Annotated in this window: 13 protein-coding genes; 8 read left to right on the forward strand and 5 right to left on the reverse strand. The window is 57.3% G+C overall.

What is annotated here, in order from left to right:
• Positions 1-4: 4 nt before the first annotated feature.
• The 4 genes from ACWHXT_RS08080 to ACWHXT_RS08095 form a co-directional block, all read right to left on the reverse strand.
• Positions 5-811: an enoyl-CoA hydratase-related protein gene (locus tag ACWHXT_RS08080; RefSeq protein WP_447957872.1), complete on the reverse strand. Its 807-nt coding sequence runs from the start codon at positions 809-811 to the stop codon at positions 5-7.
• Positions 812-815: 4 nt separating this feature from the next.
• On the reverse strand, positions 816-2423 hold the full coding sequence (locus ACWHXT_RS08085) for a carboxyl transferase domain-containing protein (RefSeq protein WP_447928968.1): 1608 nt from the start codon (positions 2421-2423) through the stop codon (positions 816-818).
• Between the two features lie 10 nt (positions 2424-2433).
• Positions 2434-3603, reverse strand: coding sequence for an isovaleryl-CoA dehydrogenase (locus ACWHXT_RS08090; RefSeq protein WP_447957873.1), 1170 nt, complete (start codon positions 3601-3603; stop codon positions 2434-2436).
• A gap of 62 nt (positions 3604-3665) precedes the next feature.
• Positions 3666-4085, reverse strand: a complete 420-nt coding sequence (locus tag ACWHXT_RS08095; RefSeq protein WP_447957874.1) for a MerR family transcriptional regulator — start codon at positions 4083-4085, stop codon at positions 3666-3668.
• Positions 4086-4330: 245 nt separating this feature from the next.
• On the opposite strand from ACWHXT_RS08095, the gene ACWHXT_RS08100 reads away from it, so the two are divergent.
• The 6 genes from ACWHXT_RS08100 to ACWHXT_RS08125 all read left to right on the forward strand — a co-directional run bounded on the left by ACWHXT_RS08100 (position 4331) and on the right by ACWHXT_RS08125 (position 12278).
• Positions 4331-5485: an acyl-CoA dehydrogenase family protein gene (locus tag ACWHXT_RS08100; protein ID WP_447957875.1), complete on the forward strand. Its 1155-nt coding sequence runs from the start codon at positions 4331-4333 to the stop codon at positions 5483-5485.
• A 34-nt stretch (positions 5486-5519) separates the two neighbouring features.
• Positions 5520-6638 (forward strand): enoyl-CoA hydratase/isomerase family protein, encoded by a 1119-nt coding sequence (locus ACWHXT_RS08105; RefSeq protein ID WP_447957876.1) that lies wholly within the window; start codon positions 5520-5522, stop codon positions 6636-6638.
• A gap of 42 nt (positions 6639-6680) precedes the next feature.
• Positions 6681-7580, forward strand: a complete 900-nt coding sequence (gene mmsB, locus ACWHXT_RS08110; RefSeq protein ID WP_447957877.1) for a 3-hydroxyisobutyrate dehydrogenase — start codon at positions 6681-6683, stop codon at positions 7578-7580.
• A gap of 116 nt (positions 7581-7696) precedes the next feature.
• The gene (locus ACWHXT_RS08115; protein WP_447957878.1) at positions 7697-8323 is read left to right on the forward strand and encodes a glutathione S-transferase family protein; all 627 of its coding nucleotides are present in this window, start codon (positions 7697-7699) and stop codon (positions 8321-8323) included.
• A gap of 340 nt (positions 8324-8663) precedes the next feature.
• Positions 8664-10928: a putative bifunctional diguanylate cyclase/phosphodiesterase gene (locus ACWHXT_RS08120; RefSeq protein WP_447957879.1), complete on the forward strand. Its 2265-nt coding sequence runs from the start codon at positions 8664-8666 to the stop codon at positions 10926-10928.
• Between the two features lie 663 nt (positions 10929-11591).
• Positions 11592-12278, forward strand: a complete 687-nt coding sequence (locus ACWHXT_RS08125) for a hypothetical protein (protein WP_447957880.1) — start codon at positions 11592-11594, stop codon at positions 12276-12278.
• An 84-nt stretch (positions 12279-12362) separates the two neighbouring features.
• Here the strand turns inward: ACWHXT_RS08125 and ACWHXT_RS08130 are convergent, their stop codons facing one another.
• Positions 12363-13676 carry a methyl-accepting chemotaxis protein gene (locus ACWHXT_RS08130; protein WP_447957881.1) on the reverse strand — a complete coding sequence of 438 codons (1314 nt, stop codon included), beginning with the start codon at positions 13674-13676 and terminating at the stop codon, positions 12363-12365.
• A 563-nt stretch (positions 13677-14239) separates the two neighbouring features.
• Here ACWHXT_RS08130 and ACWHXT_RS08135 point away from each other — a divergent pair.
• Together ACWHXT_RS08135 and ACWHXT_RS08140 are read left to right on the forward strand one after the other, a co-directional pair.
• Complete coding sequence (locus tag ACWHXT_RS08135; protein ID WP_447928978.1) at positions 14240-14935, forward strand: aspartate/glutamate racemase family protein; 696 nt, start codon at positions 14240-14242, stop codon at positions 14933-14935.
• 156 nt (positions 14936-15091) lie between these two features.
• Positions 15092-15460, forward strand: coding sequence for a DoxX family protein (locus ACWHXT_RS08140; protein WP_447928979.1), 369 nt, complete (start codon positions 15092-15094; stop codon positions 15458-15460).
• Positions 15461-15482 lie beyond the last annotated feature (22 nt).

The raw sequence follows: 15482 nt of genomic DNA on the forward strand, positions 1-15482 counted from the left end.
GGCTTTATTCTTGTGGTTCATCCAAAGGCTTCCAGGGCGGTGGGCGCTTGTCGAAAAAGCTGGCAAGCCCTTCCTGGCCCTCGCGGCTGACGCGAAGCCCGGCAATGACCTGGCAGGTGGCCTCCCGGGTGGCGTCACTGTCCGGCGCTTGGCCGACCGTCTCGAGCAGCGACTTGGTCGCGCGCTGCGCCTGGGGCGAGCCCGCCAACAGCGTCTGCGTCATCGCCGCCACTGCTTCATCCAGCGCCTCGATCTCGACGACCCGATGAGCCAGCCCTAACGCGAGCGCGGTGGGGGCATCGATTACTTCCGCCGTTAACGCGTAGCGGCGCATCTGCCGGGCGCCGATAGCACGCTGAACGTAAGGACTAATGACCGCCGGCGAGAGGCCGATCTTGACCTCCGACAGACAGAATTTGGCGGCACTCGAGGCCACGACCACATCGCAGCAGGCGGCAAGCCCCACAGCGCCGCCGAACGCCGCACCCTGAACCCGGCAGAGCGTCGGGCAGGGCAGGGTATCGAGGCGGTGCATCAGCTCGGAAAGCCTGCGCGAATCCGCCAGGTTATCCTCCCGGCTGTACTCGACCATGCGCTTCATCCAGTTCAGATCGGCGCCGGCGGAGAAGCTCTTGCCCTCGGAGGCCAGCACCAGCACGCGAACCTCGCCTCGCTCGATTGGGGCGATCAGCGCCTTTAGATGGTCGGTCAGCTCCAAAATCAGGTGATCGTCGAAGGCGTTATGGACCTCGGGTCGCTCAAGGCGAAGGGTGGCCACGTGGCGATCGAACGTCAGTGTCGAATGGCTCATGGCATCACATCCTGAACACGCCAAAGCGCGTCTCTTCGATCTCGGCGTTCATCGCGGCGGCCAAGGAAAGCCCCAGCACGTCGCGGGTTTGCAGCGGGTCGATGACGCCGTCGTCCCAAAGCCGGGCGCTGGCGTAATTCGGGTGGCCCTGGTGCTCGTATTGCGCGCGGGTGGGCGCCTTGAACGCCTCTTCGTCCTCCGCGCTCCACGGGCGCCCGTCGCGCTGGAACTGCTCGCGCTTGACCTGAGCAAGCACGCCGGCGGCCTGCTCGCCGCCCATCACCGAAATGCGCGCGTTGGGCCACATGAACAAGAGATTCGGCTCGAACGCCCGCCCGCACATGCCGTAGTTGCCGGCGCCGAAGCTTCCGCCGATCAGCACGGTGAACTTGGGCACCTTCGCGCAGGCCACGGCGGTGACGAGCTTGGCGCCGTGCTTGGCGATGCCTTCGTGCTCGTATTTGGAGCCGACCATGAAACCGGTGATGTTTTGCAGAAACACCAGCGGAATCTTGCGCTGGGCGCAGAGTTCGATGAAGTGCGCGCCTTTCACCGCGGATTCGGAAAAGAGCACGCCGTTGTTGGCAACGACCCCCACCGGGTGGCCATGGATATGGGCAAACCCGGTGACCAGGGTGTCGCCGTAGTAGCGTTTGAACTCGTCGAAATCCGAGCCGTCAACGATGCGCCCAATCACTTCGCGCACATCGAACGGCTTCTTCAAATCCGTACCCACGATGCCGTAAAGCTCCGCCGGGTCGAGTTTGGGCGGCTCGGGGGCTTTCATGGCAAGCGCACCGCGCTTTTGCCAGTTCAGCCGCGCGATGCAGTTGCGCGCCAGTTGCAGCGCGTGCATGTCGTTTTCGGCGTAATGATCCGCCACGCCGCTTATGCGCGTGTGCACGTCGGCACCGCCCAGGGCTTCGGCGCTGATGCTTTCGCCGGTGGCTGCTTTGACGAGCGGCGGGCCACCCAGAAAGATCGTGCCCTGTTCACGCACGATGATCGACTCGTCCGCCATCGCCGGCACGTAGGCCCCGCCCGCGGTGCAGGAGCCCATGACCACGGCGATCTGGGGAATGCCCTCGGCGGAGAGCGTGGCCTGGTTGTAGAAGATGCGCCCGAAGTGGTCACGGTCCGGGAAGACCTCGTCCTGGCGGGGCAAAAACGCACCGCCGGAATCGACCAGATAGATACAGGGCAGGCGGTGCTTGCGGGCGATCTCCTGGGCGCGCAGGTGCTTTTTGACCGTAAGCGGAAAATAGGTGCCGCCCTTGACCGTGGCGTCGTTAGCGACGATCACGCACTCCACGCCCTTCACCCGGCCGATGCCGGTGACGACCCCCGCCGCGGGCACCTCGGACTCGTAAACCTCGAAGGCGGCCAGCGCCGAGAACTCCAGAAAGGGCGCGCCTTCGTCGACGAGATGGTCGATGCGGTCGCGCACGAAGAGCTTGCCGCGGCTTTCGTGGCGCTCGCGGGCGCTTTGCCCGCCGCCCTCGGCAATAGCGGCGGTTAACTCGCGCAGTTTCGAAACCTCTGCTCGCATCGCCGCTTCGTTGCTTTGGAACAGCTCGCTACGCGTATTGACCTGGGTGTCGATGCTACTCATGGCGCACTCCTCAACGGCTCTCGGTAAAGAGTTCACGGCCGATCAGCATGCGGCGTATTTCACTGGTGCCCGCGCCAATCTCGTAGAGCTTGGCGTCGCGTAAAAGCCGCCCGGTGGGGTATTCGTTGATATAGCCGTTGCCGCCGAGCAGCTGAATGGCATCGAGCGCCACTTGGGTGGCCTTTTCGGCGCAGTAGAGAATTACCCCGGCGGCGTCCTTGCGCGAGGTATGGCCGCGATCGCAGGCCCCGGCGACCGCGTAAAGATACGCCCGGCAGGCGTTGAGCGTGGTGTACATGTCCGCTACCTTGCCCTGCACCAATTGAAACTCGCCGATGGCCTGGTCGAACTGCTTGCGCTCGTGAATATAGGGCACGACCACATCCAGGGCCGCCTGCATGATGCCGATGGGACCGGCGGCCAGCACTGTGCGCTCATAGTCGAGCCCGCTCATCAACACGTTCACGCCCTTGCCGACGTCGCCCAGCACGTTCTCGGCAGGCACTTCGCAGTTCTGAAACACCAGCTCGCAGGTGTTGGAGCCGCGCATACCCAGCTTGTCGAGCTTCTGCGCTGTGGAGAAACCCGGCATGCCTTTCTCGATCAAGAAGGTGGTGATGCCTTTCGAGCCGGCGTCCGGGTCGGTCTTGGCGTAGACCACCAGCACATCCGCGTCCGGGCCGTTGGTGATCCACATTTTGTTGCCATTCAAAACGTAGGTATCGCCTTTTTTCTCGGCGCGAAGCTTCATCGATACCACATCCGAGCCGGCGCCGGGCTCGGACATGGCAAGCGCGCCGATATGCTCGCCGCTGATCAGTTTGGGCAGGTATTGCTCTTTTTGGGCGGGGCTGGCGTTACGCTTGATCTGGTTGACGCAGAGATTGGAGTGCGCGCCGTAAGAGAGCGCAACGGAGGCGCTGGCCCGGGAGATCTCCTCCATGGCGATGCAGTGGGCGAGATACCCCATGCCGCTACCGCCATCCTCTTCCCCCACGGTAATGCCCAGAAGGCCCATGTCGCCGAACTTCTTCCACAAATCGTTGGGGAATTCGTTTTGCTGGTCTATTTCCGCAGCTCGGGGGGCGATCTCGCTGGCGGCGAAGGCGTTCACCTCGCGGCGCAGCATGGTCATGTCCTCATCCAGGCCAAAGTCGAGTTCCGAATAGAGCGAGTGCATGGTCGGTCACCTGCGTTTTGTTGAATTGTTTTTGAGTTTTCCGTGAGCCTTGGCCGCCGATGTCAGGAGGAGGGCTCGGAACGCTTCTTCTCGGCTGGCTTTTGTTCGAGTTCTTCCAGTGCCTGGCGGCAGCGACTTTCGGCGCTTTCGAGCTCGAGCTGCATCATGGTGATGTCTTTTATCTGCTGCTCGAGCGCGGCGCGGCGCTCGCGGATTTTGCTCAGCATCAGTGTGAGCTGCTTTTCGCTTCCGCTGCGGGTTTCGTCCCACAGCTCGAAAAGTTCACGAATCTCGGCAAGCGACAGCCCCAGCCGTTTGCCGCGCAGGGTCAGCTTGAGCCGCACCCGGTCCTGGCTGCTGTAAATACGCGTTTGGCCGCGCCGCGTGGGGCTTAAAAGCTCCTGGTCTTCGTAAAAGCGAATGCTGCGCGTGGTCACATCGAACTCGTTAGCCAATTCGCTGATCGAGTAGGTTCTGCTCATAAAAGGTGTCTCTGACAGGGTGTTTTAAGCCGACTCTTGTATCGAGGCTAAAACAAGTTGACGTTAACGTAAAGAAATAGCCGATTGCGTCCTCATGGTCTTTGCCAGGAAGCGGTGGAGAACGTTGCGCTTGGGCAGGCAAAGCGATAAGTTAACGTATACGTCAATTCAATGGACGTCTAATCAATAACGACAACACGTAAGGCCCGCGCCGCCACAGCGGGGGCATTTGCAGGAGACTCGCCATGGATTTCGAGCTGAGTGACGACCAGGTAGCCTTTGCCGATATGGCCAGGGCCTTTGCCCAGAGGGAGCTGGCGCCGAATGCAGCCCGGTGGGACGCCGAGGCGCTCTTTCCGGTGGATGTGATCAGAAAGGCCGGCGAGCTAGGGTTTTGCGCCCTTTACGCCCCGGAACGCGTAGGCGGGCTTGGCCTTTCCAGGCTGGATGCCAGCATCATCTTCGAGCAGCTTTCGATGGGCTGCACCTCGACCACGGCGTATCTCACCATTCACAACATGGTGACCTGGATGCTGGCGGATTTCGGCAAGGCTCACGTAGTCGAGCAGTGGGGGCCACGGCTTGCCACTGGCGAACTGCTTGGCTCGTATTGTTTGACCGAGCCGGGAGCTGGGTCGGATGCCGCCTCGCTCAAGACCACCGCCAGGCGGGAAGGCGAGGAGTACGTGCTCAGCGGCAGCAAGATGTTTATCTCCGGCGCCGGTAGTACCGACTTTTTGGTGGTCATGGCGCGTACCGGTGGCGAAGGCGCGGCCGGCGTTTCCGCCTTTGCCGTGGACGCCAAAACCGCGGGTATCAGCTACGGGCGTAAAGAAGACAAAATGGGCTGGAACAGCCAACCTACCCGCATGGTGACCTTCGAAGACGTACGCGTACCCGAAAGCCACCTGCTGGGCAGCGAAGGCGAGGGGTTCAAAATCGCCATGAAGGGCCTGGACGGCGGGCGGATCAACATCGCCACCTGCTCGATAGGTACCGCCCAGCAGGCGCTCAACATGGCCTGTGACTACATGCGCGAGCGCAAGCAGTTCGGTAAACGACTGGCGGAGTTTCAGGCCTTGCAGTTTCGCGTGGCCGACATGGTGACCGAGCTGACCGCCGCCCGCCAGCTGGTGCGCATGGCCGCTACCCGGCTGGACGCCGGCCACGCGGATGCGCCCACCTACTGCGCCATGGCCAAGCGTTTCGCGACCGATGTGGGTTTCAAAGTGTGCGACGAGGCGCTACAGCTCTACGGCGGTAACGGCTATATCAAGGAGTACCCGCTGGAACGCTTCGTTCGCGACACGCGAGTGCACCGCATTCTGGAGGGCTCCAACGAGATCATGCGCTTGATTATTTCCCGCCGGGTGTTGGCCGAAGGCGCGGGCGAGCTATAGTGAAGATGACGTTTGACTGAACAAGGATGCTTCAATGAGTAGCGTACTGTTTAACGAGCACGCCACCAAAGACGGCCACACCCTGGCTGAAATCGTGCTCAACGCCGAGCGCTCGCTCAATGCGTTGACCCTGGAAATGATCGAGGCGATCCGCCCGCAACTGGCCACCTGGCTGGATGATCCGAAGGTCGTGGCGGTGCTGCTCACCAGCGCCGGGGATAAAGCCTTCTGCGCCGGCGGCGATGTAGTGAGCCTGTATCAATCGATCACCGGCGAGAAAGACGACCCGGACTTCCCCGAGCGCTTTTTTACCCATGAGTACCAGCTGGATTTCGAGCTGCACACCTACGCCAAACCGATCATTTGCTGGGGCAGTGGTATCGTGATGGGCGGTGGCATGGGACTATTGAGCGGCTGCAGCCATCGCGTAGTGACCGAGACCTCGAGACTCGCCATGCCCGAGGTCACCATCGGCCTTTACCCGGATGTCGGGGCGAGCTGGTTTTTGAACCGCCTGCCCGTGGGCACCGGGCGCTTTCTCGCCATGACCGGAAGCCCCGTGAACGCCCGGGACGCCGTCCACCTGGGGCTGGCCGACCGCTGCATCGCCGCCGATCAGTTCGAGGCGCTGATGAGTTCGCTCACGCTTGCCGACTGGCAAAAAAATGGCACCATCGACGCCCTCGGCGTGGTCAACCGCTCACTACGCGAGTTGGAGCAGGCCTCTACCGCCAGTTTCGCCGAAATGGCCACCCCGGTACTCGATTCGATTCCGCTGATCCGTGAGTTGATGGATCACGACACCACCGAGCAGACCGTGGCCGCCATTCTGGCGGTAGAAAGCGACGACAGCTGGTTTAGCCGTGCCCAGAAAACCCTGGCCCACGGCAGTCCCGTGTCGGTCACGTTGATCGACGAGCAGCTCAAGCGTGCCCGCTATATGTCGTTGGCCGAGGTGTTCCGCTCGGAGCTTTCGCTGTCGGTACAGTGCTGCCGTCACCGGGAGTTTCCCGAAGGGGTACGTGCGCTACTGGTCGACAAGGACGCCAACCCGGCCTGGACCTACCCGGATGCCGCCTCGGTGGAGCAGTTCTTCATCGACGAGCTCTTGGCCTCGCCCTGGGAGGAGAGCCCGCTGGCCTCGCTTCGCTAATAAAGGCGGCTATCGATAAAACCAACAACAAGGACAATCCTGATGACCAGTATCGCCTTTATCGGTTTGGGCAACATGGGAGGCCCGATGGCTGCGAACCTTGCCAAAGCCGGGTTCGATGTTCGCGCCTTCGATGTCAGTGAGCAAGCATTAAAGACCGCCAAAGCCCAGGGGTGTGAAGTCGCGGCCTCGGCGGTGGAGGCCGTGCAAAGCGCCGACGTTATAATCTCCATGCTGCCCGCCGGGCAACACGTTCGCGCGCTGTTCCTGGAGGGCCAGGCGCCGCTTTTCGACGTCATCAAACCCGGAGCGCTGGTGATCGATTCCTCCACCATCGATGCCGGCACCGCCCGCCATGTGGCCGCCGCCGCCGAAGAGAAAGGCATCCATTTTATCGATGCACCGGTTTCCGGCGGCGTAGGGGGCGCCCAGGCCGCAACGCTTACGTTTATCGTGGGCGCAAGCTCAGAGCAGTTCGCCCAGGCAAGGCCCATACTCGATGTCATGGGCAAGAACATTTTTCACGCCGGCGAGCATGGCGCGGGGCAGGTGGCCAAGGCGTGTAACAATATGCTCCTCGCGATCCTGATGGCCGGCACCTGCGAGGCGATCAATATGGGCGTGAAAAACGGCCTCGACCCCGGCGTACTCTCCGAGATCATGAAGCAGAGCTCCGGCGGCAACTGGGCGCTCAACGTCTATAACCCCTACCCGGGGGTGATGGAAAACGCGCCGGCCTCGAAAGGCTACCAGGGTGGTTTTCTGGTGGATTTGATGACCAAGGACTTGGGGCTCGCCATGGACATCAGCCAGCAAAGCGCTGCTCCCGTGCCCATGGGCTCGGCCGCCCGCGCGCTCTTTACCCTGCATAAAGCCCAGGGCCACGGCCGGCTCGATTTCTCCAGCCTGATGACCTTCTACCAAGGCAATGAAACCCCATAACAGGGTAACGAATCCTGCGAGGTGCAACGTAAGGTGCCCGCAAAGGCCAGGCTTGCCACGCTATTCAACGCAAGCCACACTTTCTGTCTTACCATCGATCAACGACAAGGATTGCCATGATTACGCTATGGGGCCGCGATAACTCCACCAACGTTAAAAAAGTACGCTGGGTACTCGAAGAGCAGGGCCTGGACTACGAGCAGATCCAGGCGGGCCTGCAGCACGGTGTCAACGACACGCCACAATACAAGGCGATGAACCCCAACGGCCTTGTGCCGGTTCTAAAAGACGACGCCACCGACAGCGTGCTGTGGGAATCCAATACCATCATGCGGTATCTGGCGGCTCAGTACGGTGAAGGCGCGCTCTGGCTTGAGTCACCGGCCAAGCGCGCCCAGGCCGAGAAGTGGATGGATTGGGCCAATACGCGGCTCTCGCCGAACCATCGCGTCATGCTGATGGGCTACGTGCGCACTCCGCCGGAGGCCCGCGATCTCGAGAAACTCGAAGCCGGCACTGCCGCGTGTGAAGAGCTTTTCCAACTGCTCGATGAAGCGTTGGAAAATCAAACGTGGCTTTCCGGCGAGCAGTTCGGCCTGGCCGATATCGCCGTGGCCCCGTTCGTCTACAACCTCTGGAACTGCGGCCTCACCTGGAATCCACGTACTCACCTCGAGCGCTGGTACCAGGCCCTGACCGAGCGCCCTGCCTTTCAGAAAGTCGTCATGATCCCGGTCAGCTAAACAAAACAGATCGCGCCCCTGGTAACACCGGGGGTGCGTTAATGACTCGCCAGATCTGGGCCGAATGGCAGCGCTCGACAACATGACGGCAGGGCGCCGACAGGCTTTTAAACCCTTGACCACAAGCGGGCAGGAACAAAGACGGTTTCATCAGCATAAAATTAATCAGGAATGATGCAATCAACGCAAATTTGAAGCTAAGCTGGGATTGGCGCTGCGTTACGGGTATCACGTTCTGGTAGAAGTACTCGCCGTCTAACGCCTTTTCTATACGGTAAAATAAAAAGAATAAAGCTCCTGTATTTATTTTCCTTGGTAAGGCTCTTTACAGGCGATCGACATGGCTTTTGTTGGCAATGAACCTCATCACAATGCTTTGAGCTTGCTCGTCAAGGCGGCAGCCTGCTCAGTAGATTGCCCAACCGGGCTCCTGGTAGGCGGTGCAGAGACTGAATGGGGCCTTCTGGCAAGCTACCCAGTCAAGCTCGAACTGGCGTTTAATAGCCAGGTCGAACAGTGGCTGAAATCGAATTTTACCGACAGCCAACCCCTCATCATCGATGACGCGTTAGCTCGATCCCTGCCCGATTTTTTTCAAAAGCTAAGTGGCCCCGGACATGAATTTATAGTTGGCCAAGCGGTAGAGGGCGAAAAGGGGGAAACGATAGGGGTACTGTTGTTAAGCGGTTCTTCGCCACAAAAGCGATTGAGCAATGCACAAGTCTATGCCTTACAAACGCATGCAGCGCTCATTAGCCAAACGCTTCAACGACAAGCCGAGGCGTTTGTTTCGCAGCAAAAAACGTTCATGGAACGCCTTCGTTTATTAGAGTCCGTCGTGGTCAATGCCAAGGATGCGATCCTGATTACAGAGGCCGAGCCCATCGACGAGCCTGGCCCCAGAATCGTCTATTGCAACCCGGCTTTTTTGAATACCACGGGTTATACGTTATCCGAAGTGATTGGGCAGACGCCGAGAATACTTCAATGCGAGCAGACCAGTCGTGACACCCTGGATCTCATTCGAAACGCGCTTTCAAAGTGGCAGTCCATCGAAGTCGAAATTCTCAATACCCGCCGCGACGGCAGCCACTTTTGGGTCGAGTTGAGCATTGTCCCGGTTGCCAACGAGAAAGGCTGGTTCACTCATTGGGTTTCCGTGCAGCGGGATATCAGCGAGCGCAAGAAATCCGAGCATTTGACGTTACAGGCGCTTGCCGACCGGGAAGAAAAGGTCGCATTGGAAAGTCGTTTAAAAGAGCGCGAGCGCATCGAAGCAGAGTTGTCCTACGCCGCTTACCACGATGACTTGACGTCGTTGTATAACCGGTCGTACCTGATGACGCTGTTGGGAGATCTCTTTAGCAATGACGACTACCCCAAAACACCCACCGCTACGGTACTTTTTCTGGATGTCGATAGGTTCAAATTCGTCAATGACAGCCTGGGCCACCGAACAGGCGACATACTGCTCGAAAAGGTCGCACGGCGGCTCGAAAAATGTATTAGAGAAGAGGATGTATTAGCCAGGGTCGGTGGCGATGAGTTTGCCATTCTGCTGGTGGGCGAGGTCCCAACGTCGCTGGCGACCAACCTTGCCCAACGCATTGTCGATCAACTGAGTTTGCCGATCGTGATCGATGGGCACGACCTTTTTACCTCCTGCAGCATCGGTATAGTCACCGCGGATGTGACGCATACCTTGCCAGAGGATCTACTGCGTGATGCTGACATTGCCATGTATGCCGCCAAGAAACATGGCCGGGGGCGGTGGGCCCTGTTCGATGTATCCATGCGCGAGGCGGCCATCGAGGCGCTGGCAATGCAGAATGCGCTAAAGCAGGCCGTGGCGAATAATGAGTTCTCCGTTGTCTATCAGCCTATTTACAGCACCCTTTCAGGGGGTATCTCCGGCGCCGAAGCATTGGTGAGATGGCATCATCCGGTGCTTGGCCGGGTATCGCCGGACCGCTTTATTCCTGTCGCCGAAGATATCGGGGTCATACACGAACTAGGCCGCTGGGTCATGCAAGAAGGGTGTGCTGAACTCAAGCGCTGGAAAACTGCGTTCCCTGGGCTGACATTGCACCTGAACGTGAATGTCTCGGGTATCGAGCTTAGCCGAGCCGGTTACGTCAGCCAGGTAAAGGATATCCTCGCGCAGACCGGTATCGATGCCCGTGATCTTCAAGTCGAAATCACGGAATCCGTTTTTCTCCACCAGCCCGACAAAATAGCCAGCGTGTTGGAGAGCCTTCGAGAGCATGGCGTGCGTATCGCACTGGATGATTTTGGGACCGGATACAGTGCCCTTGGCTACATCGACCGCTATCCGATCGATGCCATCAAAATCGACCAGTCATTCGTATCCCGAATGATGACTTTCCAACGAAGCGAAGCCATCGTTAGAAGTATCTTGTCGTTAGGCCGGGCCTTGAATATCGATATTACGGCCGAAGGTGTCGAGACCGATCCTCAATTACAGTGTTTAAAAGAGATGGAGTGCCCATTTGCTCAAGGCTATTTGCTAAGTCGCCCTGTCGAGGCTGAAGAAATCATGAAACTTTTACAGCTTCAGAACGCCAGGTCGACCTTCTCATCTTAAACATATAAGACGCGGCTGGCCTATCGAACCTGGCAAGGTATAGGGGTATTTGAACGGGGAGACTCGTTCAATTTCCCAATACGTTAGTCTCTTTTTTCTTCGATGCTTTTGCGGCTTTCTTTTCTTTGGCTGTTAAAAGGGGTTTCTTTTTGGTGTCTTTTTTACTGTCTTGGCCTTTGCTCATGATAACTACCTATATGAGTTAATGAATTGACTAATAAAACAGTATTTCAACAATGCTTGAAAGTCGATAGTAGCTTAAAAAGCCGCAATGTACATTGTTATATATTGCTGGCTTTCAAGAAAAGGTAAAACCTTCTTTTTTTAGAGTACGTACTCGAGCCAACGAGCATTTTGCATGGGTGAGCTTTGGACAGTCGGCTGGGTCGGAAGGCCGCAAGCCCGCAACGGCGCGTTGCCCTGCCCCCAGGTGCCATGGGATGCGTCTCTCACGCCGTGATCGACCTCGGCCAGATTTGACGCGCCCAACGCATGCCCGAAACGCTGCCGTCAGCAGCGCCATGTTCAAGTGGCGGCGTGTCAGTTCTTCGCTGGCCGAAACGGAAACTTTCCTCCATATTTACAAGGGGTAAGATCACGAGTTACCGATGTATAGCCGTGGTAACGATAATGAGCGATAGATCGAGTGAGAGGGATGCACCAATGACAGGGAAACATAAATCATCATCGACAGGATTTCTGAGCGATAACCGGGTAAAGGTGCTTTTGGTACTCCTGATGGTGGCGGTCGTCTGGGCCGTCGTGGCGCACTTCATTGCCGACTCGCGAGGAGAGTCGAACGACGCGCTTGAAGCGAGATTGGCCGAAACAGAGCGTGAGCATCAACAGGTTCAGGCTCAGATGTCAGAGGTGGAGGCCGCGGAGCTCGACCTTGCCACCTTGCAGCAGCGAACGAACGCTCTCGAGGCCGAGCAGAGCGAAGCGCAAGCGGCGCTGGCGTCGACGCGAGCGGACATCGCCAATGCCGAAGAAGATTTGAGCGCCTTGCAGGGAGAGCGTGAAAGCCGTGAAGAAGAACTCACGACGCTCGACGAGCAGATCGACGAAAGGCAGCGCCGTCTCGAGGAACTCGAAGAGGCCACTACCGAGCGTGAAAACGAGATCCAGCAGGCAGAAGCTGCCCGGGACGATGCACTTCAATCACGCCAGGAGGCTGAAGAGGCCCGTGAACAGGTCGAATCGGAGCTTGAGGCGTTAAACGCTGAGGTCGAAGAGGCCAATGATCGGCGCGACGCCGTGCTTGAAGAGGTAAGCGCATTGGACAGAACCCGCGAAGCGCTCGTTATCGAAATTAACGCGCTTCGGGTGATGGGCAACGCCGCGCGCTGAACGTCTCTCCCCGTTCATTGAACGGGGAGGTCGCCACACGATAAAGCAAAAGCGTCTGAGGGTGAAAAGTAATCACCCCAGGCGCTACTGCAAGTCGTTGGAAAACCGCTGTACGGCATCGACGACCTGTTTAGCGCCTTCCTGAATCTCCAGAATCACCGTACCCGCTTGGCTTGCCAGTTCCAGTCCTTGTTCGGCTTCTTCCCGGGTGCTGAAAATCTGGCGCATGACATCATGCGAGAGTGTCTGATTCTTCTGAACGACTTGGGTAATCTCCACGGTGGCTGCGCTGGTGCTGGCTGCAAGCTTTCGCACCGCATCGGCCACCACCGCGAACCCGCGCCCCTGCTCGCCGGCCTTGGCGGCTTCGATGGCGGCGTTGATCGCCAGCATGTTCGTTTGTACCGCGATTCCGCCAATGGTTTGTACAATAGCGTTGATCTGTAGGGACTGTTTATCCAGTGCTTCGATGCTATCTGACGCCGTCTGCATTTCCGTGGTGATATGGCGCATGGTTTCGACGGTCTGCTGGATCACGGTCGCGCCTTTATCGGCGCTCTCATCCGTTCGTTGGGATATTTCGAACGCCAGGCTGGCGCCTTCGCGTACCTGGGCTTCCTGCGCCATTTGGTCGGTGATGACGGTGGCGAATTTCACCACCTTGCAAAGGTGGCCTTCCGCGTTGTAAACAGGGTTATAAGTGGCCCTCAGCCACACTTCGCTCCCTCGGCTGTCGATCCGCTTGAAGCGGTCGGCGACATACTCACCGCTGTTGAGTTTATCCCAGAAGGCCGCGTACTCCGGCGAGCCAACTTCTTCTTTGGTGCAGAACATACGGTGGTGCTGGCCGACTATCTGTTCGAGCGAGTACCCCATGGCCTGCAGGAACTGATCGTTGGCGGTGATGATGGTGCCATCGAGCTTGAACTGGATGACCGCGGTGGAGCGGATCAGCGCGGCAATGAACGACTCGCTCTCTTTGGCGCCTTCCACCTTCTGGGTGACGTCGCGGCCGTAACCTTGCACATAAGCGAGCTTACCGCCCGCACCGCGTACCGGTAGCCAGTCGATATTCAGCCAGATCAGGGAGCCATCGGCTCGCAAGTAGCGGTAGTTGTCGTTGACCGGAGCGAGCACCGAGATGGCTTGTTTGAAAGCGCGAAAGCAAGAAAGCTCCGCGACGTAGGAGGGCAAAAAATCCGTCATCGGCCGCCCCAAAACTTGCTCTCGTGGGTAACCAAGGGCATCGACAAACCTCTCGTTCAGACCCGAAATCGAGAGGTCGGCATTCAGCGTGATGGAGAGCATGCCCATTTCCATCTGATCATGTAGCTGGCGAAGCGCAGCCCATCCTCCGCGCGGGTTTTTGGTCTTTTTCTTGAAGAGAAGATTAAACATCAAAGGACTCCAATCAACGATAACAGTAGCTATCGGCAAGTCGAATCGGCTCTTGAATCCGCACGTTAAAAAAGCGTTGTCGAGTAATTTAAGGTTTACAGTCCACCCTATGGCATTCATGCCGGTAGGAGAACGAGATAGCCAACTCTGTCGTGATTGTCGGCTGGAAATGAAGGCAACGGTGAAGCCAGTTCGGTGAATGCTTAACTGGCTGATGACATGGCCTATCACCATTTGCTAATTTACTGAGTAAAATAATCGTTTATAGGGCAGGGCAACCCGATAAGCGTGAACATCGTGGATCGTAAAGGCGGTGTCGACATGAAGCCCATCTCCGCCTTGAGCTGGGTGTGCTGGCAAATGCAGCGGCTACGTGAATTATGCGTACGCAGTCAATTTGAAGTTTCAAATCAGTAATGCCCAACAATCAGGGTGGATTTTATAGGCAGTATTTTTCTGTTAAACGTGCAAGCACGTTTACTGGATCAAATATTGGGCAGTCTGATACCTTTGAGGCTTTTTTCACCGTAGGCAATAGGGTTTAAAAAAAAGGAGTATGTGAGTTGAAGAAAATTGGATTAGTGGGTGGGCTAGGCTGGGTGTCTACACTCGAGTATTACAAACATATAAATGTTTTGACCCATCAAGAATGTGGTGGCCATAAAAGTGCCCACCTTTTAATCGAAAGCCTTGACGAGGGATTGTTCCTCGAAAATCAAAGTAGCGACCCGACAGAAAAGTTGTGCGAGAAAATGATTCTCGACGCTGTAGAAGTACTTGTTTCTGGAGGCGCAGAGGTAGTCGCGTTATGCGCGAATGGGTTGCATCGTTTTATGTGTTCTATAAAAGCCAGGTATGATGTTGAATTGGTGGATATTAGAGATGCAACTGCTAAATCCATTCAAAAAATGGGCTTGGATCGTGTGGGTCTTATGGGCGTACAAAAAACCATGGAAACAGAGTTCTATAAAGGTGCCCTTCAAAACTTTGGCATCGAAGCCATAGTGCCTGAGCAAGCCTCTAGAAACTACGTTCATCAGAAAATCGTATCAGAATTGGTATTAAATGACTTCAGTGAAGCAACAAGGCATGGCTTTTTATCCGTCATAGAAGAATTGATTGCGCAAGAGGCGCAAGGTGTAATTTTGGGTTGTACTGAAATTCCTTTGCTAATAACTGATTCAGAACACAAGGGGGTTCCTTTGTTTTCAACGACGGAAATTCATTGCCGTGAAATAGTGGAAAGAGCACTTAATTAGTATCGTCCTTAAAAGGTTCTAAGGGGGGGGGGCAAAGTGGAGTGCTATAATTATAAATTGACGTGGTGGTGAGGGTGTTTATGCCCGCTTGATCGGTAGCGGGTGGCCGTCCTCGAAGATATCGACTCACGAACGGATTGACCCACAGAGCCGCTCATGCCTGCCATCCCTATTATTATCATCTCCCTGTTCTTCGTTCTCGGCGGCGTCGCGCATTTCGCGCTGACCGATTTTTTCGTGCAGGCCATGCCGGGTTATCTGGGCTATCACCGCGAGCTGGTCTTGATTAGCGGCGCGTTCGAGCTTATGGGCAGCATCGGCATTTTGCTTCCCCGAACCCGGCGGCTGGCAGGGTGGGGGCTAATCGCGTTGATGGTGGCGGTCTTCCCCGCCAATGTACAAATGGCGCTACACCCCGAGCAGTTTCCGGCCATTCCCCTGTGGCTTTTGTATTTTCGCTTGCCGCTGCAGGCGCTGTTCATCGGCTTCGTCTGGTGGGCCATCCGCCGAAAGAGCGCCAATTGAAGGGCGTCTTTTTTCATTGCGT

Source organism: Vreelandella halophytica, from assembly GCF_968193635.1.

Bases quoted from the DNA above. Each gene is read 5' to 3' on its own strand.
- ACWHXT_RS08080 (WP_447957872.1), bottom strand. From the start codon at position 811: ATGAGCCATTCGACACTGACGTTCGATCGCCACGTGGCCACCCTTCGC.
- ACWHXT_RS08085 (WP_447928968.1), bottom strand. From the start codon at position 2,423: ATGAGTAGCATCGACACCCAGGTCAATACGCGTAGCGAGCTGTTCCAA.
- ACWHXT_RS08090 (WP_447957873.1), bottom strand. From the start codon at position 3,603: ATGCACTCGCTCTATTCGGAACTCGACTTTGGCCTGGATGAGGACATG.
- ACWHXT_RS08095 (WP_447957874.1), bottom strand. From the start codon at position 4,085: ATGAGCAGAACCTACTCGATCAGCGAATTGGCTAACGAGTTCGATGTG.
- ACWHXT_RS08100 (WP_447957875.1), top strand. From the start codon at position 4,331: ATGGATTTCGAGCTGAGTGACGACCAGGTAGCCTTTGCCGATATGGCC.
- ACWHXT_RS08105 (WP_447957876.1), top strand. From the start codon at position 5,520: ATGAGTAGCGTACTGTTTAACGAGCACGCCACCAAAGACGGCCACACC.
- mmsB (WP_447957877.1), top strand. From the start codon at position 6,681: ATGACCAGTATCGCCTTTATCGGTTTGGGCAACATGGGAGGCCCGATG.
- ACWHXT_RS08115 (WP_447957878.1), top strand. From the start codon at position 7,697: ATGATTACGCTATGGGGCCGCGATAACTCCACCAACGTTAAAAAAGTA.
- ACWHXT_RS08120 (WP_447957879.1), top strand. From the start codon at position 8,664: ATGGCTTTTGTTGGCAATGAACCTCATCACAATGCTTTGAGCTTGCTC.
- ACWHXT_RS08125 (WP_447957880.1), top strand. From the start codon at position 11,592: ATGACAGGGAAACATAAATCATCATCGACAGGATTTCTGAGCGATAAC.
- ACWHXT_RS08130 (WP_447957881.1), bottom strand. From the start codon at position 13,676: ATGTTTAATCTTCTCTTCAAGAAAAAGACCAAAAACCCGCGCGGAGGA.
- ACWHXT_RS08140 (WP_447928979.1), top strand. From the start codon at position 15,092: ATGCCTGCCATCCCTATTATTATCATCTCCCTGTTCTTCGTTCTCGGC.